Annotated in this window: 23 protein-coding genes, 1 pseudogene and 1 riboswitch; of the genes and pseudogenes, 16 read left to right on the top strand and 8 right to left on the bottom strand. The window is 37.6% G+C overall.

The features are described 5' to 3' along the window. The first annotated feature begins 10 nt into the window (after positions 1–10). Complete coding sequence (locus tag IEV50_RS04930; RefSeq protein ID WP_188412130.1) at positions 11–2,098, top strand: fibronectin type III domain-containing protein; 2,088 nt, start codon at positions 11–13, stop codon at positions 2,096–2,098. An 87-nt stretch (positions 2,099–2,185) separates the two neighbouring features. Here the strand turns inward: IEV50_RS04930 and IEV50_RS04925 are convergent, their stop codons facing one another. Further along, positions 2,186–4,414 carry a tetratricopeptide repeat protein gene (locus IEV50_RS04925; protein ID WP_188412129.1) on the bottom strand — a complete coding sequence of 743 codons (2,229 nt, stop codon included), beginning with the start codon at positions 4,412–4,414 and terminating at the stop codon, positions 2,186–2,188. 247 nt (positions 4,415–4,661) lie between these two features. Between IEV50_RS04925 and IEV50_RS04920 the strand changes: the two genes are divergently transcribed. From IEV50_RS04920 to IEV50_RS04875, 10 genes are all read left to right on the top strand, one after another. Further along, positions 4,662–5,372 (top strand): hypothetical protein, encoded by a 711-nt coding sequence (locus IEV50_RS04920; RefSeq protein ID WP_229746635.1) that lies wholly within the window; start codon positions 4,662–4,664, stop codon positions 5,370–5,372. A gap of 43 nt (positions 5,373–5,415) precedes the next feature. Beyond that, positions 5,416–6,093 carry a hypothetical protein gene (locus IEV50_RS04915; protein ID WP_188412127.1) on the top strand — a complete coding sequence of 226 codons (678 nt, stop codon included), beginning with the start codon at positions 5,416–5,418 and terminating at the stop codon, positions 6,091–6,093. 13 nt (positions 6,094–6,106) lie between these two features. Further along, a complete protein-coding gene (locus tag IEV50_RS04910) occupies positions 6,107–6,751 on the top strand; it encodes a hypothetical protein (protein WP_188412126.1) in 645 nt (214 codons plus the stop codon). Between the two features lie 566 nt (positions 6,752–7,317). After that, positions 7,318–8,040: a LytR/AlgR family response regulator transcription factor gene (locus IEV50_RS04905; protein WP_188412125.1), complete on the top strand. Its 723-nt coding sequence runs from the start codon at positions 7,318–7,320 to the stop codon at positions 8,038–8,040. A 939-nt stretch (positions 8,041–8,979) separates the two neighbouring features. Then, positions 8,980–10,041, top strand: coding sequence for an acyltransferase family protein (locus IEV50_RS04900; RefSeq protein WP_188412124.1), 1,062 nt, complete (start codon positions 8,980–8,982; stop codon positions 10,039–10,041). Between the two features lie 499 nt (positions 10,042–10,540). After that, on the top strand, positions 10,541–11,290 hold the full coding sequence (locus tag IEV50_RS04895) for a DUF547 domain-containing protein (protein WP_188412123.1): 750 nt from the start codon (positions 10,541–10,543) through the stop codon (positions 11,288–11,290). Next, complete coding sequence (locus IEV50_RS04890) at positions 11,283–11,618, top strand: arsenosugar biosynthesis-associated peroxidase-like protein (RefSeq protein ID WP_188412122.1); 336 nt, start codon at positions 11,283–11,285, stop codon at positions 11,616–11,618. The genes IEV50_RS04895 and IEV50_RS04890 overlap by 8 nt, the downstream gene beginning before the upstream one ends. Beyond that, positions 11,618–12,667, top strand: coding sequence for an arsenosugar biosynthesis radical SAM (seleno)protein ArsS (gene arsS, locus IEV50_RS04885; protein ID WP_229746634.1), 1,050 nt, complete (start codon positions 11,618–11,620; stop codon positions 12,665–12,667). The genes IEV50_RS04890 and arsS overlap by 1 nt, the downstream gene beginning before the upstream one ends. A gap of 11 nt (positions 12,668–12,678) precedes the next feature. Continuing rightward, positions 12,679–13,347, top strand: coding sequence for an MIP/aquaporin family protein (locus tag IEV50_RS04880; protein ID WP_188412121.1), 669 nt, complete (start codon positions 12,679–12,681; stop codon positions 13,345–13,347). Beyond that, positions 13,337–13,954, top strand: a complete 618-nt coding sequence (locus tag IEV50_RS04875; RefSeq protein ID WP_188412120.1) for a TIGR04282 family arsenosugar biosynthesis glycosyltransferase — start codon at positions 13,337–13,339, stop codon at positions 13,952–13,954. The genes IEV50_RS04880 and IEV50_RS04875 overlap by 11 nt, the downstream gene beginning before the upstream one ends. Here IEV50_RS04875 and IEV50_RS04870 read toward each other — a convergent pair. Then, positions 13,951–14,643 carry a TIGR04283 family arsenosugar biosynthesis glycosyltransferase gene (locus IEV50_RS04870; protein ID WP_188412119.1) on the bottom strand — a complete coding sequence of 231 codons (693 nt, stop codon included), beginning with the start codon at positions 14,641–14,643 and terminating at the stop codon, positions 13,951–13,953. The two genes, IEV50_RS04875 and IEV50_RS04870, sit on opposite strands and share 4 nt — an antisense overlap. A 74-nt stretch (positions 14,644–14,717) precedes the next feature. Here IEV50_RS04870 and IEV50_RS04865 point away from each other — a divergent pair, with 74 nt between their 5' ends. Further along, positions 14,718–15,194 carry a TlpA disulfide reductase family protein gene (locus IEV50_RS04865; RefSeq protein WP_188412118.1) on the top strand — a complete coding sequence of 159 codons (477 nt, stop codon included), beginning with the start codon at positions 14,718–14,720 and terminating at the stop codon, positions 15,192–15,194. On the opposite strand, the gene IEV50_RS04860 is transcribed toward IEV50_RS04865, so the two are convergent. From IEV50_RS04860 to IEV50_RS04850, 3 genes are all read right to left on the bottom strand, one after another. Then, positions 15,178–16,167 (bottom strand): NAD-dependent epimerase/dehydratase family protein, encoded by a 990-nt coding sequence (locus IEV50_RS04860; protein ID WP_188412117.1) that lies wholly within the window; start codon positions 16,165–16,167, stop codon positions 15,178–15,180. The genes IEV50_RS04865 and IEV50_RS04860 overlap by 17 nt on opposite strands. A 12-nt stretch (positions 16,168–16,179) precedes the next feature. Further along, complete coding sequence (gene arsM / locus IEV50_RS04855; RefSeq protein WP_188412116.1) at positions 16,180–17,151, bottom strand: arsenosugar biosynthesis arsenite methyltransferase ArsM; 972 nt, start codon at positions 17,149–17,151, stop codon at positions 16,180–16,182. A gap of 230 nt (positions 17,152–17,381) precedes the next feature. Beyond that, on the bottom strand, positions 17,382–18,500 hold the full coding sequence (locus tag IEV50_RS04850; RefSeq protein ID WP_188412115.1) for a Gfo/Idh/MocA family protein: 1,119 nt from the start codon (positions 18,498–18,500) through the stop codon (positions 17,382–17,384). Between the two features lie 291 nt (positions 18,501–18,791). On the opposite strand from IEV50_RS04850, the gene IEV50_RS04845 reads away from it, so the two are divergent. Then, positions 18,792–19,070, top strand: coding sequence for a DUF427 domain-containing protein (locus tag IEV50_RS04845; protein WP_188412114.1), 279 nt, complete (start codon positions 18,792–18,794; stop codon positions 19,068–19,070). 186 nt (positions 19,071–19,256) lie between these two features. Continuing rightward, the gene (locus IEV50_RS04840) at positions 19,257–19,925 is read left to right on the top strand and encodes a DUF4142 domain-containing protein (protein WP_188412113.1); all 669 of its coding nucleotides are present in this window, start codon (positions 19,257–19,259) and stop codon (positions 19,923–19,925) included. A gap of 17 nt (positions 19,926–19,942) precedes the next feature. Here the strand turns inward: IEV50_RS04840 and IEV50_RS04835 are convergent, their stop codons facing one another. Beyond that, the gene (locus tag IEV50_RS04835) at positions 19,943–21,034 is read right to left on the bottom strand and encodes an adenylate/guanylate cyclase domain-containing protein (protein ID WP_188412112.1); all 1,092 of its coding nucleotides are present in this window, start codon (positions 21,032–21,034) and stop codon (positions 19,943–19,945) included. A 294-nt stretch (positions 21,035–21,328) separates the two neighbouring features. On the opposite strand from IEV50_RS04835, the gene IEV50_RS04830 reads away from it, so the two are divergent. Further along, positions 21,329–21,496: an alpha/beta fold hydrolase gene (locus IEV50_RS04830; RefSeq protein ID WP_229746633.1), complete on the top strand. Its 168-nt coding sequence runs from the start codon at positions 21,329–21,331 to the stop codon at positions 21,494–21,496. A 202-nt stretch (positions 21,497–21,698) separates the two neighbouring features. Here the strand turns inward: IEV50_RS04830 and IEV50_RS19880 are convergent. Beyond that, positions 21,699–22,039: pseudogene (locus IEV50_RS19880) on the bottom strand (GNAT family N-acetyltransferase). A 403-nt stretch (positions 22,040–22,442) separates the two neighbouring features. Here IEV50_RS19880 and IEV50_RS04820 point away from each other — a divergent pair. Continuing rightward, entirely contained in the window at positions 22,443–23,273 is an 831-nt protein-coding gene (locus IEV50_RS04820) for a transporter (protein WP_188412111.1), read from the top strand. Between the two features lie 108 nt (positions 23,274–23,381). Here the strand turns inward: IEV50_RS04820 and IEV50_RS04815 are convergent, their stop codons facing one another. Further along, positions 23,382–24,659, bottom strand: coding sequence for a peroxiredoxin family protein (locus IEV50_RS04815; protein WP_188412110.1), 1,278 nt, complete (start codon positions 24,657–24,659; stop codon positions 23,382–23,384). A 125-nt stretch (positions 24,660–24,784) separates the two neighbouring features. Then, positions 24,785–24,889: riboswitch (SAM riboswitch) on the top strand. The last annotated feature ends 123 nt before the right edge of the window (positions 24,890–25,012 follow it).

The following is a 25,012-nucleotide window of genomic DNA, read 5'->3' as shown; positions in this document are numbered from 1 at the left end:
TTTTAAAACTATGAAATACTTCCTAATCCTTTTAAGTATGCTGTGTTTCTCCAAGGCGGCAGAAAGCCAGACAAAAACAACAAAACCGGTTGATGAGCGGATCAAGTCTGATCTGATTCTTAAAGCAAAGGGATACAACGATAAGATTGTTTTACGCTGGGGCATCAACAATTCCATTGCCTGGCCATTTCTGCAGCAAGCAGGCGTGTGGATCGATCGTGCGGTGCTTGATGAAAATAATAAACTGACCGATCAGCAATGGATACGGGTAAATAAGACACCTGTTAAACCTTGGTCGGCGGCTGAGTTTCAGAAGCCCGGCGTGCTGAATATGAGCGATAAATACATGATGATGGCTGCCCAGGCCCTGTACGGAAATATGGGGGTTTCGGTTAAATCCGATACGGATTTAGACAGTATCCGGCTGGCTTCCATGGTTTACAACAACAACTTCACTATGGCCATGCTGGCTGCCGATCTCTCTCCATCTGCCGCAACAGCGATGGGTTTTAGATACGAAGATCCGATTAAAGTGAAGCCAAAATATAAATATACCTACCGGGTATATCCTGCTGCGAGTCATCCGGCTTTTAGTGTAGATACCGCATATTATATTTATGCCGGTTATTTAAAAGATGAAGTATATGCGCCGAGGTCGGTACAGGCCAGGGGCAAGGACCAGGCGATTGAAATTTACTGGCCCAAAAAAGATCTGTACAACAACTACACCTCTTACAATATTGAACGATCTATTGATGGAAAAAGCTTTAGGCGTCTAAATAAACTTCCACTGGCCTACAGTAAATCCGATACGACCACTAAAGATTTTGTTTTTTCCGATTCTGTGGCCAATTACAAAAAGTGGTTTTACCGGGTCAACGGGATCGATGCATTTGGCGATACGAGCTATTATTGCCCCACTGTTTCTGCAACTGCCATGAACCAAGATGCGCCACCGGCCGGGCACCTTACGGCTCAAACGGTTGCAAACGGCAGTGTTATCCTGCAATGGAGCCAGGCAGAAATAAAGGGCAGGCCATTAAAAGGTTTTGTAATCAGGAGAGGCAGAAACCGTGAAGTGCTGGACGAGGCTGCGCATAAGGAAATTCTTCCTAATGGCACCACTACCTTTACCGATAAACCAGGCAAGCTCGAAGGCGGCGTATATTATCAGCTCATTTCCATTGATACAGCCGGGAACTATGCTTTTTCCAACATTCCTTTTGTTTTTGCGAGCGATTCCATTCCACCAAAGGCCCCACTGGGTTTGAAGGGGATCGTGGATCGATCGGGAAAAGTTAAGGTAAGCTGGAATTTGGATTATACAGATAATGTATATGCCTACCGGATATTTGTTTCAAATAATCCTACCAGTACTTTTTCTCCGGTTACCGCCGATCTGGTGCGTGATACCACATTTACCGATAGCATTAGCTTTACTTTATTGAACCGGAAACTTTATTATAAAGTGGTTGCACTGGATGGCAATAATAATCACAGTAACTTTTCAGAAGTTCTGGAATTGATCAGGCCCAAAAAGAATCCTTCACCTGCTCCGGTGATTTCCGGTTTCAATGTAACTAAGAAAGCGATAAATTTTACATTCGGCTTCCCGCCGGATGATGAAATTATGGGTGTACAGATTCTTCGCCGTTTATCTGGTGATACCACCTGGAAGCCTTTAGCCAAACTTGGTAAACTGGCCACATCTTATAGTGACTCAACGGCTGTTGCCGGAACAAATTATGAATATGGTATACAAACCATTGATGTATTTCAAATGTCCTCCTTAACGAGTTTTCCGTTAAGTGCATCTGCTAGGGCAGTAGATCATCAAAGTGCTGTATCGGCCTTAACGGCTAAACAGGACGATAAAAAAGGGATTCGTTTAAATTGGACACTAACAGGTGATAAACCAGTGTTTTATATTGTGTACAAAGATGGCGGTAAAGGCCTGGTTCAATATAAATCAGCCGATGCGGCTACATTGTTTTTTGTAGACAATCAAACTGCTGTGGCCGGATCGAAATATGGCGTTCAGGCAGTATATCCGGACCAAAGTAAATCGGGTATCGCTATGGTAACTGTGCAGCCTTAAAATAAAGAGAATTTAAATCAATTTTTGAATAATAGGGGAAGTGTAAGTATGGCGGGAAATTTCCTGCCATCTTATTTTACAAAAAGATCAGGCTTCAACTGTTTCCGGCACTTCTTCAGCCACAAACAATAAGGGTAAGGTTATCACGGCAATAGTGCCCTGATGGTCTTTATTTTCTGCTACCGAAAAACCAGCCACCTTTGTTTTGTACTGGAGATTGATCATCTCTACCCGTTCATGGATGGATTCTATGCCAATCGATTTTTCTTTAACGCCCTGCATCCTGTTTGCTTTAGAGCTTTTGGTTAGCCCGATCCCATTGTCTTCAACGGTGATCTTTAGCCGGTTGTTTTCCTTTTCCAACCGGATTTTTAGTTGCTTGTCTGAGTTTTCTGATGGAATTAATCCATGGTAAATCGCATTTTCAATCAAGGGCTGAATGAGCATAGGTGGCAGGAGCAAATTCGAAAGCTGCAAATCTTCAGGTTGAATAAATTCATGTTGAAAAGTGTTGTTGTAACGAAGGGCTTGCAATTCGGTATAAAGGATTAGTGCTTTCCATTCTTTATCGGCTGTGACTAAACTTTTGATCGAATTCTCGAGGATCAAGCGGCTTAATGACGCAAATTTTTGTACCAGGCGCGACGCTGTTTTTTTATCATTTTCCATGATATAAGATTCAATGGAGTTCAATACATTGAAAATGAAATGAGGGTTCATTTGTGCACGAATGGCTTTTAACTCACTTTCTGAAAGTTGATGCTGATACGTTAGTTCCCTTGATTGTTGTTCGGATTGTTGTAGTTGCAAGGTGTTCTTATACCTCAGCTGTCGAATACGGTAAAGATTTAGCAAGTAAATGGAAACTGAAATCACGACCACGATAGATAAAATTCCATAGAGCCAAAATTGGTTCATTCTTAATTTATTGAGTTGCTGCTCCTGCGATAAGACTTTTAATTTTCCGGCTTGCAGCTTCTCTTTATTGGTTGAAATGATCAACTTCTTTTCTTTTTCCTGGGTCTGTAGTTTTTCATTCTGCAACTGGATGGCTTGCAGGTCGCGGAGTTGAATGCCTTTTTGAATTTCAGCATTGTTTAAGGCGAGCTGAAGTTGTTGCTGCTTCAGTTTTTCATTGAAGAGTAATTGTTGTTGTTTGTAGGTGCTTTCCTTTTTATCGAAATCATACTGGATGCCCAATCGCGTAAACTCCTTCGTTTTTTGATCATTGATAATGCTGTCTTTCAAGGTGGAATATTGCCTGTAATACGAAAGCGAACTGTCGGGCATTTTTCGTTTTTCATAAATCCGGCTCAAGGTTTCGCTGGCATCGCGCTGCACTTCCAGAATGTTTAATTTTTTGGCGATTTGCAGCGACGATAATCCGTACGAGGTTGCTTTTGTCAGGTTGTTTTTTTTAAAATAAATTTCTGCCACATTATTCATGTTGTAGCTGATGCTTTTGGTATTACTCAATACTTTGTTTAATTCAATCGCCTTTAATCCGGAGGCGAGTGCCAGATCATTTTCACCAACTTTGCTGTAATGTTCGCTCAAATTTCCGTGTTCCCTGGCCGAACCGATCTTATCATCTATAGAATCGCTAAGCGCAACTGCTCTTTGGCCATATTGAAGTGCTTTACGAAAATTTTGCTGTTTGGAATATATTACCGCCATATTGCCCAGCATATTGGCCTGGCCGTTGGTATTATTTAACCGTTTAAAAATGGCATAACTTTTCTGAACGTGCTCCAGGGCCTTATCATAATCTTTCATTTCACTGTAAATAAGGCCGATATTGGCATATACTGCAGTAGCATCACTTTCCATTTTTGGCAGATGCTCCAATAATCTGGCGGCCTGCTGGTAATAATTAAGGGCCTCCGGGAAATTTGAATAGGCCATATAGATCATCCCGATACTGGCCAAGTCGCCAGGTAAACCAGGTTTATTATCACTCTGTTTATCCATCTGATAGGCCTTTTGCAAAGAACTGAGGGCTTTTGGGAAATCAGAAAGGTAATACAAGGTAATTCCCTTCAAACGATAAGCGCTAGAGATCACGTTTTTATCAACAACCTTCGGATTAAAGGATAAGATCCTGTCGATCAGTTGCAGGCTCTTTTTAGGGTTGCTATAAATGTACTGGGTGCTGAGGGTGTACAACAAGACTGCTTTTTTATTGTCGTCAGGCAGATAAAGCGAAATCTTTTTATTCAAGGTGTCGATGGCTGGCGTTTGGGCAGCAACTTTTGAAGTTCTTGCAAAACACATTGCCAGCAAAAACAACCAAACCTTTATTTTAAAATACTTCATGATCATAAATGCCATTCATTAGGTAGCTAAAGATATTCATTTCGACTTAAAGATCAATGCTTTATCCCATCCGCTTCACTCATTCAAATCGGGTTTTTACACAGTTAAGGCTACCATTCAATCATTGGTCTGAAATAGCATGTCTGACGGTTCTACATTAGCATCATGATTTAAGGGAATACCCCAAATCTTTTATCTACCTAAAAAGAAAAACATGAAAAAATTATTCCTAATCCCGGTTTTCCTAATGCTGATCGTATTCTCCTGTAAGAAGAATAGCGCAGAAGATGGCAAAGAAGTGGTATCCGGAAATGTAAAACAAGTAACGGAAACGGTTAACGGTAGTACATACCGGATTTTCACTAAAGTTGGTACAACCACCTTTAAAGGTATTTTGGTGATGGGCAGCGGGAATGACGAGAGCAATCCATCAGTTGGCAGCTTGGATGGTGCAGCTGAAGCTGATATCTGTTCTAAAGCGGCGGATAACGGTTATGCTGCGGCCATCGTTCAGTACCGCAAAACACCTGGTAATGCGAATTGGAACACCAGCGCCAAAATGGTGGGGGAAGATTACAATCAATGTATCCTGGCCATCTCTTCAAAATATGGGGTGGATAAAAACAAAGCCGTTGTAGGTGGTTATTCTTATGCTTCCTTTATGCTCCTGACAGATAATTCACAAAGCAATACCCTCACCTATGTAAAAGGAATATTAGCGGCTTGTGGTGCTGCAGGAACTTGGAATGCACAGAATTTCAAGATTCCGGTCTACAGCATCAGTTGCAGTGGCAACAATGAAGGTGATTATTCGGGCAAGGCCCTTTATGATCAGATTCCGGCCAATTCTGCAGTTAAAGCAAAAAGCGAAGGAGTAACAGATGGTGGCTGCAATACGCATTGTGGCGGTAGCTGGACCGATAAAATGTACAGCAAAATGGTAGCCTGGCTAAATTAACGTGCGCACAGAAACTTATTTTTTTAACATTAAAACCTAAGAAATGAAAACATTAAAAAAACTTTTAACCTATTTGCCTCTCTTTGCATTGATGATCACTTTTGCTTCTTGCAAAAAGAATACAGATGAGGTAATGCCTACCGAAAGCATGGACATGACCAAGTTTTACATTGCGGGCAAGTACAACACTACCTTTAATGGAACTGCAGTGAGCATCCCATACATCCTTACTTTTGATCCACTGGCCCAAACCGTGCTCACCTACGGCATCGTATCCAACCGAAACGGGAATTATGTTTATGACAACGGAACCCTAACCATTACCTGGAATGCAAATTCGAAAGATGTTTTTAAGATTAGCAATGGAAACATCACTTCTTATGAAGGTAATGCGTTCTCTTCCTATAAGCTTCAGAATATCCCTGAAACCAACCTCTTAAGTGGAAACACCTACAATGGATCTTTAAAAGCTCCGGGAAGCACAATTTTTCTGCTCACCAAACTTAAGTTTTCCGCAACACAGTATGGCGAAGGTTCATTCGGAGATCCAACCATTAATAAAGATTATACCCTTATCAAAAACGTTGCAGCAACCAGCAACACCGGTGCAAACGGTACACTAAGTTTCTTTCTTCTTTTAGATGGAAAACTGGAAGTTTCGCGTTTTACACCAACTAATGTCAATGGATCTGGAAATTTAACTACAGGAACTTTACAATAAAATCTGAAACATCATGAAAAAGCTAATAACTTTTATGCTCTTGTTCCTAATCTCCTTTGGGGGACTGGTTCAGGCGCAGACAAAAAAAACAACCAAAGCGAAAACCCCTGCAAAGAAAACGACGAGCACCACAGCTACAAAAAAAGTAGAAATACAGCCTAAGGCAGAACAACCATTACTTAAAACGCCAGTGTCAACCAAAAAAAACTTTGCTGCCGGAACTCAGGGTTATAAAACGGCAATTGGCCTAAAAATACTTTACGGCATCGGAATTACTGGCAAACATTTCTTTACCTCGAACCATGCTTTTGAAGCTATTGTAAAATATCGCAATTTTACGGGTGTAGCTTCCGATATCTCCCTAACAGCACTTTATGAATACCATGGTCTTTTCAATCAATTGGAAGGTTTGCGGTGGTATGGTGGTGGTGGCGCCTTTGTAGGAAATTTTGCTTTCAAAGAAGAATTTAACTGGGGAGATCAGCAATCTAATATCTACTATGCCGTTTGCGGTGTTTTAGGGCTTGAATACAAGCTGAAAAACATACCAATTGCAATTAGCGCCGATTGGCAACCAGGTTATATGATCAAAGATACCTATAATGATAGCGGCTTTGGAGCAGATAATGGTGGCTTTGGCATTAAGTATACTTTTTGAAAGAAGAGACATGAAAAAATTATTCCTATTGATAATCGTCATGATCATCCGCGTTCAATAAAATGCGCAGTCAAGACCTCATATTCCTCAAACATAGTTGCAGAAGGCCGTAGAGAAAATAAAGATCCCCTTTCCCCAGTCGCCCACGGCTCATAACATTGGCGGCTGGGAAAAAGGACCCAGCAAATGGATGGCCTGTAAAAAGGCCCAATCAATTTTAAGGCAGGCCTGTTGGTTTTGGAACGGAAACAAAATGGAGTGGTGCGCTACATCGCTGTCGAAAATAGGTTTAAAGCATCAGGCACCATAATATTCTCATCAAATAGTACGGACCAGCAGTAGGTCACAATGGCAGGCAAAACATCTTTGTGAAGAAAAATGAAACGCACAAAGCAATTTTCATTATTAAAGAACCTGATTTTGGAACACAAGCTATTTTGCAAATGAGAGATTTTAAGCCTTACAAACAGGGCATCATACACTGATAGGCCTATACCAATTCGTCTAATACCTGTCTACTTGTAATGCCGGAATTAAAAAACGAAATTAGATAAAAATCTATCAACATGTTAAAAGCTGTTATACTCGATGATGAAACCAGGGGAAGTAAGCTATTGAGCCGTAAGCTGGAGAGTTTTGCAAGCATGCTCGAAATTACGGCCGTATTTAATGATCCAATGAAAGCAATTTTATCTATCGGTGATCTGGAGCCAGATGTACTCTTCCTTGATGTAGAAATGCCCGGATTGAATGGATTTCAGTTTTTAGAAAAGTTAGGTTCCTTTAATTTCGAAGTGATCTTTACTACAGCCTATGATCATTATACTTTAGATGCACTAAGATTAAGTGCTTTAGATTATTTGTTAAAACCAGTTGACGAAGATGAACTTTCCAATGCCATCGTTCGTCTAGACAAAAAGGTAAAAGATAAAGCGGTTTTAAAATTAAATAAACCAAAGAAAACACTCAACAATCGCATGGCCGTAACTACTGCAGAGGGAGTTTACCTGATCGATCGAACGAATATTGTACGTGTTGAAGCTATGAGCAATTACAGCATATTCATCCTCGCTGATGGTAAAAAAATTGTAGTATCCAAAACCCTTAAAGAATATGAAAGCATGTTGGATGATGAGCATTTTATGCGGATTAACCGCTCTGCGATTGTCAACCTAGATTATGTTGTCAAATATCGTAAAGGGGATGGTGGTACCCTTGAATTTTCCGATGGCGCAGAAGTTGAAGTCTCTGCAATGCGCAAGGAAGAACTAGTGAGAAGATTATTTTAAACCTACAATATCTTAATTTGCCGAACACTTCTTTTTAACCAAATTTAGTATATGTAGTCGGTAGTCCAGAGAATCCCCATAGTAAGCTTCACCAGGTAAATAATGAATGATCCAATTTTACCAAAAAAAACTGTACAAAACAGATAAATCCTAAAAAGACCCTTAGAAAAGCTTTTCATCCAATGTCACAAAATTTTAGACAAGAACTGCAGAATCGTTTGAGGTTCGTTTCTGCTACCTTCTCAGATCTAGCCAACTTTAAATCTTCCGGACACCGTTCAACAACAAAAAAGCTAAAATAGGTAAGATCTCATGATACCAATCCTTAAAAGTTAATTGGATAGTTCTGCCCTAAATGACTCGGTATTTAAAGTGCTCTTTAATCTAAATGAGGATGAACGGATTTGCAGAAGCTCTATTTCTGAGCGCCTCTCCAAAATCGACCCCGAATATTTTAAACAGATATATGAATGTATTGATGACCAGTTTTCGGCACTATACTCGGTAAAGGAAAAGGGCAAGTAAATCTTATTAGTGTCGACAGTTCAGTGGTAAGTGAGACAGTAGGAAAGTTGATTACAAAAGGAAAAAGTCAGATTGTATAAAGGAATTATCAAAATCTATTTTTTCTATTGATTGCTATTCACTAATTTTATTGTGAACGGCAGATAAGCCAATTATTTAACCAAATAAAAATTACGTGAATTTAAATGGCTCTTTGTTTACAGGTATGAAGCATACTGACGTAAATATTCAAATCAATCTCAGGTACATTGTGCACAAATATTTCCATGGTTATGGATATTCTATACCTATCTAAACATCTATTTTTTAAAAGCTTCTTCATAAGTTCAACAGATGTAAAGCATATTGCTTTAATCAGAACACTTTCAATTTGCTCACAAACCAATGCATCGGCAAACTAATCAAAAAGTAGTAATGAATTATAACAGTACAAATTCCAGGCAGCATTTTGAAATTCTTGATGGCCTGCGGGGTATTGCGGCAGTTTTCGTAGTTGCTTTTCATTTTATGGAAATGACAATTTCAGATTACAGTAAAATTATTATCGGACACAGTTTTTTGGCTGTAGACTTTTTTTTCTGTTTATCGGGATTTGTTATAGCTTATAGCTATGACGGTCGCATCAAAAAGCTGGGCACATTAAGCTTTTTAAAATTAAGATTGATTAGGTTGCACCCTTTGGTAGTTTTGGGAACTTTACTGGGGCTGTTGGCACTGTTATTTGATCCATTTACAGATCAAGGGAAATTACCGGGTTATAGCGAAATTATACCAATGGCTACCACCTCTGTTTTTTTGTTGCCTTTTCCTGTGCTGGCTGCACGGGGATTTGCACTTTTTGCATTAAATGCGCCTGCATGGTCACTTTTTTGGGAGTATATTGCAAATGTTTTTTATGCCATAGTGCTGTCTCGTATCAGTCGTAAGTACTTATCTACAATGCTATTGATTTCAGCAGCCTTGGTTGGATGGGTTATTTTGAAATCTGGCTCCTTAACCGGTGGATGGAATTATGAAACCTTCTGGGATGGTGGAGCCCGTGTAAGTTATTCTTTTATAGCAGGAGTTTTGGTCTACAGGTTTAATTGGATAATAAAGAATAAATTCGGATTTATGGGTATAACTGTACTACTTATTTTGGCTTTTATTATTCCGTTTTCAGTATGGAACTGGATTTCAGAACCCATTGTAGTATTATTATACTTTCCGCTACTGGTGGGGCTAGGAGCAGGAGCAACATTAACACCAAACCTTAAAAAACTATGTAATTTCTCAGGTAATATCTCTTATCCTCTTTACATGACTCACTATTCGGTAATCTGGATATTTTTAAATTTTTATAGCCATTATAAACCCATTACCCACATCAACCTTTTTATAACATTTAGTGTTTTTGTTTTGATTGGATTCGCCTATCTGGTACTGGTATTTTACGACATTCCCGTAAGAACGTATCTGAAAAGAAAAATTTCTTGAATTATGCAAGCCAAAAATACTTTTAAGAATGGTGCAGAGGATGATTTTAGTACTGTATTTGCAATGGAGACGTAGCACATTACTGATTCTATAAATCAGCCCGAATTTCCATCAAAAGTATTGGTTCCCGAATAGGTATATAAAACCTCATCTATTTATGCTTACAGCAGGTAATAAGCGTCTCGCTTTTGCTTAAAATTAGTTATCGGTTTTTAAAATTTAATTGATATTCAATTGATTGTTTTTTTTGAATATATTAGTACCAGCGGGACGCTTTCGAAAGATGGATAGTAGGTTTTGTAAATGAGGGGTGGTATTAGAAATATAATTATTACCACAGATTATAGTGCAGGTATAGGATTAATTGAAATTGAGTATTTATGATGGTATTATAAAATTCATTCATATTTCTTTCATAAAACCATAAGAAATTTTATTACGTAATTTATGTATGCTTTTGAAACGTTCCATTACATCAGTTTTTATTTTGTTTTTTCTATTGATAACAATATTAGCCGATGCTCAGCAAAAAACAATCAACGGGCCTGATTATATTAAGTTATCGCAAGACTTTCTATATGCAGCTAAAACAGGCGATAGTACCGCTGCTTTTATTGATAGCTTAAAAAGTGCCGATCAAAACGGTTTAGCACTACAGCTAAACAACGAGTATAAAAAACTGGCATTTTGGTTAAATCTTTATAACGGATTTACCCAAGTTATATTAAAGAAAGATCCGGATCAGTATAAAACCCGCGGTTCCTTTTTTTCCAGTAAACAAATCAATGTTGCGGGGCATCAACTAAGTCTTGACCTAATAGAGCATGGTATATTGCGACGGAGTAAGGTTAAATGGGCTGAAGGTTTTTTAGGTAAGTTTTTTCCTTCTGGATTTGAAAAGCAATTTCGTGTTGAAAAATTGGATTACCGTATCCATTTTGCTTTAAACTGCGGAGCTAAAAGCTGTCCGCCAATTGCTTTCTATGAGCCCGAACAATTGGATAAGCAGTTAAATGTGGCAGTTAAAACCTACTTAAAAGGTGAGGTAATTTACAATAAAGTGCAAAATGCAGTTGAGGTTCCGGCCTTGATGGGCTGGTTCCGTCATGATTTCGGAGGGAAAAAAGGCATGTTGGAAGTATTAATAAAAAATAAGATCATCCCCGAAGGGATTAAACCAACAATCCGTTTTAAAAAGTACGACTGGAGTTTATATCTGAACAATTATAAATCTGAAAACAATGGCTGATCATTATTACAATGCCGAAGACCTCGGTAAATTTGGGAACATCGGTGAATACCAAAAGGACATGGCCGATAAGTTTTTTTCCTATTATGGCGAAGTATTTAAGGATGGGGCACTGACGGCGAAGGAAAAATCATTAATTGCTTTGGCGGTGGCTCATGCGGTACAATGCCCTTATTGTATTGATGCCTACAGTAGCGATGCCTATGAAAAAGGCTTTAGCGAAGCACAGATGATGGAAGCGGTGCACGTGGCATCGGCCATTAAAGGTGGTGCGGTATTGGTACATGGCGTGCAAATGATGAACAAGGTGAAAAAAATTAGTATGTAATGATCAAATCCTTAAAAGTTCTGCAAAACCCTTTAGCTAATAGTTCATACCAACTGGATATATTAGAGCACAATTCTACGCAAAAACATACTTCGTTCAAAGAGAAAGTTGCGGACATAGGTATGTTTCCACTGTTGGCCAGTGGTGTAGATATTTTCCAGGTAAACATGGGTAAAATGTGTAACCAGGTTTGCAAACATTGCCATGTTGATGCAGGACCCGATCGTAAAGAGATAATGACGCAAGATACCATGCAGCTTTGCTTGAATGTGTTAGCCAAATCTCCAATTAAAATAGTTGACTTAACAGGTGGTGCCCCTGAACTAAACCCTGATTTTAGATGGTTTGTAGAACAGATTAAGGCTTTAGGGAAGCACATAATTGTGCGCTGTAACCTCACAATTATCTTAGCCAATAAGCGTTTTCATGATCTGCCAGAATTTTTTAAACGACATCAGATAGAAGTAGTTTCCTCTTTACCTAGTTTTACGCAGGACAGGACGGATAAGCAACGTGGTGATGGCGTTTTTGATGATTCTATTAAAGCACTTCAAATGCTGAACGCTGTTGGGTACGGGATGGCCGATACCGGGCTAACCCTAAATTTGGTTTATAATCCGGCAGGTGCTTTTTTACCGCCATCGCAGGATGCTTTGGAGAAGGAATACAAGTTTGAATTGATGAAAAATTATAACATCAGTTTCAATAACCTTTTTGCTATTACCAACATGCCTATCAGCCGTTATCTGGATTATCTGTTGACGACTGGTAATTATGATAATTATCTGGAAAAGCTGATTGGTGCTTTTAACCCGGCTGCAGTTAAAAATGTGATGTGCCGCAACACCATTTCTGTAGGGTGGGACGGTTACCTTTACGATTGTGATTTTAACCAAATGCTTGACTTGAAAGTTATCCCGAATACCTCGCAGCATATAGCAGATTTTGATTTGAGTTTATTGCAAAACCGCGAGATCATTTTAAAACAACATTGCTACGGCTGTACCGCGGGTGCTGGTTCAAGTTGTGGCGGTGCAGTTGCTGAATAAATATAGACCGAATGAAAAAATACCTGGCAGAGTTTATGGGTACCTACATTATGGTTTTTTGCGGTACAGGTGCGGTTGTTATAGATGAGCAGGTACATACCGTTACCCATTTAGGAGTAGCAATTACTTTTGGTCTTGTGGTGATGAGTATGATCTATGCGTTAGGTAGTGTTTCAGGTGCGCACATGAACCCGGCAGTAAGTATCGCATTTACCCTGGCTAAACGCTTTCCGGCTAAATGCCTTATTCCTTATATTATTAGTCAGTTTACTGGTGCAACACTTGCTAGTTTAACTTTAAAATACCTTTTTCCACTAAATACAGATTTGGGCTGGACAGTGCCTTCCGGGTCAAATTCACAGTCATTTATATTGGAATTCATACTTACCTTTATTTTAATGCTTGTAATTATAAATGTAGCCACTGGAAGTAAAGAACAAGGCATGTTTGCGGGTCTTGCCATAGGAGGTGTTGTTTTATTCGAGGCGCTTTTTGCAGGGCCTATATCTGGTGCTTCTATGAACCCTGCCCGGTCTTTTGGCCCTGCTCTTATTACTGGAAATTTAAACACCTTATGGATTTACATATTAGCGCCTGTTGCAGGAGCGGCACTCGCTGTGTTGTGCTGGATGTACTTTTTTAAACAATCTCCGCAGCTTAAAGAAAAGCATGATGAGTAATTTTAATAAAGTAACGAGGACAGCACTCATCATATTTGTACGGCATCCGGAGTTAGGTAAAGTTAAAACCCGCCTGGCAAAAGGGATAGGTGATGAAAAAGCGTTGGCGGTTTACAATTTATTATTGAGCCATACCCAGCAGATCACTATTCCTATTAATTGCTATAAATTTATTTATTACACCGATCAGGTGATAGAAAATGATATTTGGACTTTCCCTGGTTATACCAAAAGACAGCAATTTGGGGCTGATTTAGGCGCAAGGATATCCAATTCTTTCAAAGAATTATTTGATCAGGGTTTTAAACGGGTAATGATTATTGGCAGCGATTGTTATCAGTTACAAACAGCCATAATTGAACAAGCGATGGCTAGGTTGGCAGTTAATGACGTAGTTATAGGCCCCACTTTCGATGGCGGGTATTACCTGTTGGGTTTAAATCGTTACGTGCCGGAGTTATTTAGGGATAAAGCCTGGAGTACAGACCAGGTAACTAAAGAAACCATAGCAACCGTAAACCAGCTGGAATTAACTTACAGCTTAATGCAAAAGTTGCATGATGTAGACGAGGCGGCAGACCTAAACTTAAACGGGATAGATATTTAGCGGTAATGAAGCATCTCCTTATATTTCAAAGCCATGCTTTCTTGACTTGCCCCATTTAGATACATTCTTACAATGGTATAGTTAGCCTTTTGAACGTTAAACCATCCATTGGTATCATACTTTCTGGCAGAGATAAGTACTGGCTTTTTGATGATCTTATATTTTCCCAGCTTCCTTGCCCGTGCACAAAATTCAAACTCTTCCATTATCTTCATCGTTCCGTCAAAACCACCAGTTTGCTGAAATAGTTTTGTCGTAATAAATAGCGTTTGATCTCCACCCATACCTCCAAAGGTATCTAAACGGCTCAGAAAAGCGTTAAGTTTAAGCAACCAAGATTTACTATTATAAGTAGAAAGATACCTGCCCATATCAAAGCCGGCTTCAATAGCATCTATAATATCAGTTATGTAGGTTTCCGGTGGTAAAGTATCTGCATGGACAAAATAGAGTAGATCGCCTTTAGCGATTGATGCGCCAAAATTCATTTGTGCTGCACGGCCCTTTTGAGGGGAGACCACACTTATTGCACCAGCTTGTTTGGCACATAAAGGTGTATCGTCGGTACTGCCGCCATCAACAACAATAATCTCTTGTAAATTATTACTGCCAAATCGGATTAAATATTTGGTTAGTTTGCCGATATGCTCGGCTTCATTGAAAACAGGAATTATTATGCTTACTTTCATGGATGGTTCTTCCTAATCTGCTCAGGTGAAATCTACGTATATAAAATCAGTACTTGATAAAAATTATAAAAGTCATGACAAATAAACTCTTATATATCATCGGTTTTTACTTGCTGTTATCGTTCAATTTACAAGCACAGCAGGTTAAGCTCATTAAAGTTTCACAATTAGAAAGCCGTATTAAACAAGGTAAGGATACTACTTACGTGATTAACTTTTGGGCAACCTGGTGCAAACCTTGTGTAAAAGAATTACCTGAATTTGAAAAGTTTAAAATGGCGGTAAAAGGTAAACCGGTAAAGGTTATCCTAATTAGCACCGACCTTAAATCCAAGCTGGAAAGCGGTGTGCAGCCTTTTGTAAAAGCCCACCACTTAACCGGCGAAGTGTATTTGCTTAATGAGGCGCCAAACTCTTACAATGAAAAAATAAGTGCTGATTGGTCTGGTGCGCTACCGGGAACCCTCATTGTTAAAAATGGCAAAAAGAAGTTTCACGAAGCGAGTTATACTTATGATGAATTGGTGGCAGCTGTTAAACAGGTTGATTAAGCCAATCAAGCGTTTTACTTACTCCTTCTCTTAAAGGAATTATGGTATAACCTATTTCCTGCTCGGCCTTTTCAGAGCTAACGATCCATTGCTTATTATATTTGCGAACAAAAGGAGGGGTAATCATTGGCTTTTTTCCTAATAAATGCGCCAATATTAACTGTATTCGAGATAGAAACAGCATAACAGGTAAAGGAACATTATACATTTTCCTTTTAATACCAGTAAGTTCATCTACCATGCTGAAAAATTCATTGTAGGTAGCATTTATACCACCCAGCAAATAACGTTCACCGGATTTAGCTTTTTCCATAGCAGCTATCAGTCCGTTTATCGTATCATCGATATAAACGTAGTTGCCTATGCTTTTTCCGTTACATGGTTTGATCTTCCAATGGCCGCTGATATACATTTTCATCAAACGGGTAAAGCCATTACTTTCGGTTAATAATCCGGGGCCATACACCCGGCTGGGGTTGACAATAATACCCCGGATACCTTTAGGAATATAGGCCTTAAGCAGTTTTTCAGCATCCACTTTGCTTTGCTCATATAGCGTCTCCAGTTTGGGGTCAGGGTTGGTTAATTCACACACGGGTTTTCCATCCATTGAATCTCCTACAACCCCGGCAGTAGAGGTGAAAAGTACATCGGTAATACCCAAGTGCAAACAAGTATCTAAAACGTTTTGAAGCCCTTTTACATTTATGATATGAAAGCGCTGCGGATCTTTATGCCATACCGATGCCAAGGCTGCGAGGTGGTAAACTTGCTTGCAACCAGCCATTGCAGTTAACAGAGAATCAGGTTCTAAAATATCTCCGGTAAATAACAGGATATTTGGATGATTCAATAACGATCTTCCTTTTTGCTCATTACGTACCAGCGCGTGTATGGTATGCCCATTAGCTGCCAATTGTAAAGCCAGTTTTTGCCCTAGATAACCAGTAACACCTGTGATAAATATTTTCATAGGCTGAGTTAATTAGCAACAGCCACCACCGTCATAAAACCAGGTAGAGTTTGAGATAAAAATATCATCATGTTTCAATGCGGCTAAATTCCCGGCCGTTTTATCGCATACTGCTAAAGGTTGGTTAGGCATCAAAACGTGACCTTTTTCATCATCAAAATATTCTTTTTCTCCATAATAGATTGCCGCTTTCCCGGTAAATATACAAGGGCCGTCGGCAGGCATTGGGTCTTTAATGGCGCAAACCTCCACACTTTCAATATAAAGCAATTCATCAGTTGGGTATTGACCAGGAGCTAAAATGCGGTAGGGTCTTTTAGCCCTTATTTCTATGGTACCGAAGCCGATGTCGGTTATGCTTTTGATATAATCACTTAATGTCAGCGAGCCAGTAAGGCATAAGGCACGTAACCTATCGTCATTACGTAAGGCTTCATTCATAGGCTGGTCGCAGATCGGATCAGACATCACCAATCTGCCGCCAGGCTTTAGCACCCGGTATATTTCGGCTAATGCTTTTTTGAGGTCATTTTCTTTAAAAATATTAAAAAGGCAATTTTGACCTGCTACATCTATGGAATTATCCGCTACAGGTAAAGCTAAAGCAGAACCTTTTCGCAGATCAATAAACTCCTTTTTGAACCAGGGATTTAACTTTTCCGCTTCCAGTAAATTGTTGGCACAGCTTTGCAGCATTTCTTCCACAATATCAACGCCTATAACACCCCGGTCATTTCTGTTAAAATAGGAAAATTGCAAAAGCTCCATACCACCACCAACGCCAACATAAAGTATAGTTGGTTCATTAACTAGATCATTGGCACTTACTATAGCACCACAGCCGTAATTCATTTCCTGCATTATCTTGGGTATTTCCAAGCCAGGAAAGGCGTTCATGGGTGTTGTAGTACAACAAAGGCCAACATCAGGTTTTAACGCGGCGTTGCGATATACGTTTTCCGTTTCATCAAGATAGCTACCCATTTTCTTAAATTTATAGTAAATATACGTTGTTTATTAAACGACGGCTTTTTAAATTGATAAAAAACCGAACCATCTTCCAACTAATGAACCAGGAAATAGTGTCAATTGCCTCGGGGACAAATAACCAAAGCAAAGAGTTAATTTTAATATATTAAAAGTACATTGAAGTCTTATAGTATCAAAATTTAGGATTTCGCAGCCAGATAAGCCAGCTAGGAATCACTTTCAGTTTAAACATTAAGATTAACCTTCTTTCCTGTTTTGGCAGCAAGGTAAATGGCTTCAATAATTTTTAGATCTTTCAATCCTTCCTCACCGTTAACAGGTACTACTGGCTTGTTATCTTCAAAAATAATAGTTGCCATTTCATCCATTTGTACAGTTTGATGAGTGGTTATGGGCTGTGTGAGTTCACTTTTGTGCGTTCTACCCTTAATAGGGCCATAACCGGTAGAGGGTTGCATTTCTGCAAACCCATTATCGCCACTCATAAAAAATCTATCCAGGTAGTTGATGTTATAGCTAGATAAGCAGGATGCTACTGCACCGCTTGGAAAACCAAACTGAAATTGTATGGTTTCATCTACACCTTCTTTAAACTTTAATGGGTCGGTTTTGGTTTCCTGTGCCGTTACCCAGATTGGCTCTTCGCCTACCATGTATCTTGCTCCGTTAATGGCATAGATGCCAATATCCATCATTGCTCCACCGCCCGCAAGTGCTTTGTTTAATCGCCACTGATTAGGATCGCCTGCCTTAAAACCACATTGCGCCTGAAAAAACATAATCTTACCAAATTCTCCTGCTTTTCTCATTCTGATCACCTCCAACGTGCGGGGCTCAAAATGCATTCTGTAGCCAATTAATAACTTTACATTTGCTTTTTTGCAAGCATCAATCATTTCCTGTGCTTCTTTTGGATTTAAGGCCATTGGTTTCTCGCATATCGCATGTTTGCCGGCTTTTGCCACACGGATAACCTGACTGTGGTGCAATGCATTCGGCGTTATCACGTAAATCGCATCTATATCTTTATTATTTTTTACCTGATCGAAGTTCTCATAGTTATAGCAATTCTTTTCCGGGATGTTGTATTTCGTTTGCCATTCTTTAATTTTTGAAGGCGTACCACTAATAACACCGACCAATTTGGCTTTGGTGCATGCTTTCATGGCTTCAGCTACACGGGTGCCATAGCCACCTAATCCCATGATGGCTACACGGAGCACCTTGCCATCGTAAGGCTGTTCGAAATGGTTTGGAGTATCTGCAAACGATGCTACGGAACCTAACTGCAGCATTAATGCTGAAACACCCATTTTTTGTAGAAAATCTCTTCTGCTATTCATATTTGAACTTTTGCTGTGTATCGAATTTAGTAAAACACTAAGCAATTCTTAGAATCACACGGTTTGTATTGCTAATTAACTGATTTACATCATGTAATTTAACAATAAGTTTTTCTATTTAGTTTTTGCGATGCGATTTTCCATTCTGTTTGAATGATAATGGAATCGAATTTTTCATAAAATCAACCTTATTGCCAGGATTATGAAGTTTTATTGCTATCCAATTATATTGCAAAGGCATCATTAAAACAAATTCTTAGTTTGCAAGGTTGATATGTAAAACCCATAACAATGAAAGCAATCTGGAACAATGAAATTATAGCAGAAAGTGATGATACAATTGTAATTGAAAACAATCATTATTTTCCTGCGTCATCCATAAAAAAAGATTTTTTTTTGGATTCTAACAAACATACCACTTGTCCGTGGAAAGGTGAAGCTTCGTATTATACATTAGTAGTTGATGGAGAAAAAAACAAGGATGCGGCATGGTTTTATCCAAATCCTAAAGATGCTGCCAGAGAGATTAAAGATTACGTTGCTTTTTGGAAGGGCGTAAAAGTTGAATAATCAAAAATTTTAATAGCAATATTAAAATCAGAAGCCCCTTAACATTTCAAGTTAAGGGGCTTCTTTTTGTTAAAACTATCCAATCATTTAAAAAAGTGCATTTATCGTGGCTAACACATGCATCTAAAGATTTTCCAAACTTTCTATCTATTCTAATGGTTTTAAGATTAGTTCAAACCATGAATTATGAAAAACAATTTGAATTTTTTAAAATTGAGCGTTAGCCTTTCATTGCTTTTTGCTGTATCTACTACGTCACTAAAAGCATATTCTAATGCGATAAAATCTATAACTATTCAAGATAGTTTAGGTTCTTCAATGTTTTTACAACAGGCTGCAATCTTAACCAATGAAGCACTTTTAACATCTAAAATTGCTGCGGATAGGGCAAATAATAGCCAGTTGAAAAGTTTAGGACAACAAATGGTAGATAAAAATATTCAGTTGACGGATGAACTTCGTAAGCTGGGTAAAATTAAAAATGTTAATGCCGTTAATACTAGTCCTCAAAGCGGACTAAGACCAGATGGGCGTATAGATTCGGCACCTATAAATCTGCAAGATACTTCTAGGCTTAATAATGCAACAGGTGAAGCTGTGGGTTCATCTAAAACTGCTAATTCAACACCTACCGATGATGTTGATGTGGCTAAAGAAATTGTTATGCTTAAGGGTTTAAATGGTTCAGCCTTTGATAAGGCATATCAAACAATTGCCGTAAATAATCAGACTAAATTAGTGGCAATATTACAGAAGGGTACTATGTCAACCGATATTGAGATTAAAAAATTTGCTAAAAAAGCGTTAACAATTACTAAATCAAATTTAAAAAAGTTAGAAAAAATGAGTTTGTAATAGCAATATTCTAAACCTTAAGTTTTAGCAATTGTAAATATTTCCATCGAAGTATTGCGACCTTTAAGCAAATGCTCGCCTATCGAGGTTATGTTGAATAAATCAGATATTTCCAGTTCCTGAATAAGATTTTTTGAGATTAAAATATCTACATTAAACTGGTTACAGAGTGCTTGTATTCTTGCGGAAACATTTAGAACATCTCCAGAAAAAATAATCTCTTTCTTTAACGAGCCAATTTCTCCAGCTGTAACTTTCCCTATATGTAAGCCAGCCTTAAATTCGGGCACAATGCCAAAAGTATCGCTATAAATTTGTGATTGTTTTGCCATTAATGACTTCATGGCGAAAAAACATTCGATGCAATTGTTGTTTTTTATTCCATCTTTAAGTTTCCAGCTTACAATCATTTCATCACCAGCGTATTGATAAATTATTCCACCATAATCAATCACAGCATTCGAGAGATCAAAGAAGTATTCCTTAAGCATTTCAAAATATCTTAAATGGCCAAGATTCTGTGCTATTGTTGTTGATGATTTCATATCTAGAAACATAAATATCCGCTCTTCTTCTATTGGATGATGATATTTTCCTAGAAAGAAATTGCTTAATGTTCCAGGACCGATACTGTCGTTAAATTCAGCATAGAATTGAGTGATTATGATTATTGACGCTATATAGAGCAAAATACCAACTAACGAGTAATTGGTGAGAAATGTCCAAACCGGAACAAATAAATTTAATGTTTGGTTATTTCTTTGAACGATTGTAGCATTTATAAGTAAAGCTATGGTGAGGAAAATGATTACAATTGCCAGATAAATAATCGATTTAAGGACTATCTTTCTCGTAAAGCTTTTTCTAATAAACCATCTACTAAAAAAACGAATCTCTAATACCCCTGTAATCAAACCCATTATTAGTCCTGATATGGATAGTGTTAAAATATTTCTTAAAAAGTTATATTCAATGCCAGTGGAAGGATAATAATCTAGATTTCCAAGAATGCCAACCTCTAATGCTGCATAAATCAAGCTAAAAATAAACCATAGTATCCCGAAAGGAACGACTCGATTAATATTTCTTCGGGTTTTAGGTGAGAGCATAAATCAATAGGTTTATCAATAATAGTATTTATTATAGAAATACCAATGCGAAGTATAAGGGTAAATTCCAGAATCACTATAAATAATAATTTCTTAACATCATTATAACTGAATACCTGCAATTATATGATAGGTTTGATGGTATCGAACGAAGGAATGGTCTGGTTAATTGGTTCGTAATTTAGACAATCCATCAACTTGTATTTCAATATAAATCCTGTGATTATATTTGTTTAACTTACTAAAATAATAATCGATGAATGCCCTAATAATCGATAATAATTATATCGCCAGTTGCATGGAGAGGATGATCAAATTGTTCCTTACCAAAATGCATGTGTGAAATCGGCCGAACTATTAAAAAATGGTAAGCTAATTATCTATCCCGGATTTCCTCATGGAATGCCAACTACAGAAGCTGCAACCATTAACAAAGAACTTTTAGCTTTTATTGAATCTTAATCAGTAGCTTATAAATATTTTATCGCGTAGAAATACTAATAAACTTCAATATGAGCTGAATGGGTATAAAACATTTAAATTTTTTATACCCATTATTTATAATTTTTAATTTAACCAGGTGCAAGATGGCTTTATTGCTATTTAGATGATGAAATGGTGGAATATTAGAAGTTGATTGTATTTAATATCAACAGTTTCTTTATTACCTCAAAATCTTGCGCATCATGATATCAGTTTGTATATCATCGCCCATTTTAAAAACATGTTTATCAAAAGCTAGAAATCCGTTTTTTTCATAGAATTTAATTGCTCTTGGATTTTCTTCCCAAACGCCCAGCCAAATCGATTTTAAACCTTTTTGATGCGCTACTTCCAAAGCTTTATCATACAGCAATTGACCAATTTTTTTCCATGATAACTCGCTTTAACATAAATCCGTTCAATTTCTAAAGCAAAGGGATCCTGAAGCTCCGTCTGAGCTTTTCCAATATTAACTTTCAAATAACCGATTGGTACATTATTATCCCATGCTATAAAAAACATCGATTCTTTATTTGAAAGTTCGTCTATTATTTTCTCATCACTAAAACTTTCTGACAGATATGTTTCCATGTTCTCTCCGGTGTTACTCTATGCAAATGTTTCAAAAAAGGTGTCCTTACCGATTAACTGTAGGGATTTATAATCCTCAACAGAGGTCGGAGTGATACTATGAGTTTCCATACTTAGTTACTAAACCTCAAATTTAAAATTAGAAAGAACATTTTTAATAAATTAATATTTTCTAATAATCTATAATATTTAAGAAATTGTTAACATCGAGTTGGTAAGAATGATGCATTTAAGAATTATTGAAACTTACAATGCAAAATGCTTAACAGAAATTCCTTTAGGGAATGAAAACTTTGAGTAGTTTTTTCTTGTTATAAGTCCAAGAAATAAACAAATGAAGAATATATTTTTAATATACATTTTGCTTTTATTTAGTAAATCGCTCTTGGCTCAAGATAATAAAAGCAAACCTTATACTCTCTTTCACCCTGTTCCAAAAGCTACTGTCCGGGAAATGGAAACAGACAGACCAGGTATTACAGAATCTCCAATAACGATTGATGCTGGTCATCTTCAATATGAAAGTGATTTGTTTAGATTAGAGAGACAGCAGAGCGATGAAGCTTTAACCAATACTTTTCTTTTTAATCAGTCAAACCTAAAACTAGGACTTACGAACTCAACAGCTCTTCAACTTGTAGTTCAAAGTTATACCTATCAAACAGAAAAGTCAGGTGATGGAACAATAGAACGTGCTCAAGGATTTGGCGATATCACCTTGCGCATTAAGCAAAACCTGTTAGGAAATGATAAAGGGAATTTTGCAATCGCAGTATTGCCTTACATTAAATTTCCGACCTCGAAAGTGGAAAAAGAAAACCGATATGAGGGAGGTCTTATCATACCAATGGCTTTAAAGCTGCCTAATGAATGGAAACTTGGCATCCAAATGGAGGTTGACAGATTGCAGAATACTGAGGATGCCGGGCTACATACAGAACTTCTTCAGTCCCTTTCCATCGAACATGACCTAGTAAAACACCTTAGCGGCAGTGCTGAAACCTATTATAGTTATGACTTAGCACATCACCACTGGAATAATTTTTTAAATGCAGCACTACAACTTGAACTTGCAAAAAACGTTAAGGTTGATGGAGGCTTAAACTATGGAATTCAGCACGATGCCATGAAAAGTTATTTCTTAGGTTTGTCATTTAGACTTTAGAAAATAGAACTATAAGTAATATCAGAGATAATTTATCATAAGATCAATCATTTGCTTTTTATCAATTTGCTAAAAGTGGATAAAGTTGTTTTGCAACCTAAAACAAAGTTAAAGCGCAGTTTGAATCAGTTTGTCAATCTCGTTATTAAATGATTCAACAAAGTCCGTATAATATTTTCCGGTTGCTGGTCCGCTATAACCGGTATGGATTTGCGCTACCTCTCCTTTTTTATTAATAATTATCATGGTAGGGAAAGAGATAAAATTCTTGAGTCCTGGAAGCGATTCGGCAACCTGTGTTTTATCTGGTGTACCAGCAATAACCTGGTCATACTTTATGTTGAATTTCTCCCGAAATCTTGTAAGCGCCTTTCTAACATAGGCCGAATCAAGCTGCCTTTCATAATGTATGCCAATCACTTCAATGCCACGGTCGCGATTTTTTTCATACCAGGGTGCAATAAAAGAAGCTTCATCAACACAGTTTGGGCACCAGGTTCCGGTAATGGTTAATATAACCACTTTGTTTTTGTATTTCTCATCAGTTAACGAAATCTTTTTTCCATTAACATCTGGAAGTGAAAATGACAATGTTTGATATCCATCTTTTAAAAAGGTAAGTTTTGTTGCATCAGGTAGTGCAGCATTTTTATTTTTATTACCGTCAAAATTAGTGTCTCCTCTGGCACTTATTATCGCTCCAGATAGGGTTCCATCATCTGCAAATGAACCTTTATAATAGGAGGGATTAGAACCAATAAAGCTCGATAGGTAAAAATTTCGACCATCTACAATGCCTTCCAAGTACCTGGAATCGCCAGTTATACGTAAAAATGTCCCAGTTAATTTGTTACCTGTTTGCTTGAACAGTCCAACCGCTTTTTCATCCTTTCCATCTTTGGATTTAAAGCTGATGTCATATTTTCCAGAGAAATCTGCAGCAGGAGTTTTGCCACTTTCTTTAAATCTGTAACTATCTTTTCTATTTGCTGATAGAGATATTGGTTTGCCAGTTTTATCTTGTTTTCTAAGCACTCCAACTAGTGAATCATTTTGAATTTTAAAAGCAAGTTCGTTGTCAAATTGGTCAAGCTTAATCAAAAGTGAATCATCTTTTTGAATCACCCATCCACCATCAAAATGTTCTTCCGCATTAATAAAGGATAGAAATGGTTTATCATCTTTTTGTTTTACCTCGAAATTGAAAGGAACTTCCGTGCCAGGTTTAATTAAAAATATGCCTCTCCAATTTCCAATAGCAGAAAATTTGCTTGCAGCATTTATTGTGGACTTTGGACCATTAGATTTTAAGTTCGCCTCTTGCGCACTGGCTTGAAGTTTAAAAAGTGATGCAAAAATTAGTAAGGATATAGAAGTAATTTTCATGGATGTATTCTTGGGAATGTCAAAGGTAGTTATCATTTCATCCTTAAAAAAATTAATTCAATAAAATCTATAGAATTTATAGACTATTGAATTTAAATATTATCTTTGCGCCAGTTGTTTTGAAATACTTATCAAGAAAGGTGGAGGGAATGGCCCTGTGAAACCTTAGCAACCAGTCTATAAAAGATATGGTGCTAATTCCATCCCAAATTATATGGGTTAGTTAAGTCAGTTGAATGCGAAATTATTAAAATAATATATGAGAGCACTCCTGATTTACAGGTGTGCTTTTTTTGTTTAGTACAATCTAATGTTATAGAATATTTAACTTTTAAAAATAAATAATATGAAAA

The organism is Pedobacter mendelii (assembly GCF_014635725.1).
Taxonomy (GTDB): Bacteria; Bacteroidota; Bacteroidia; order Sphingobacteriales; family Sphingobacteriaceae; genus Pedobacter; species Pedobacter mendelii.
Note: the sequence above shows the minus strand (reverse complement) of the source record. Positions and strands in the feature narration are given on the sequence as shown.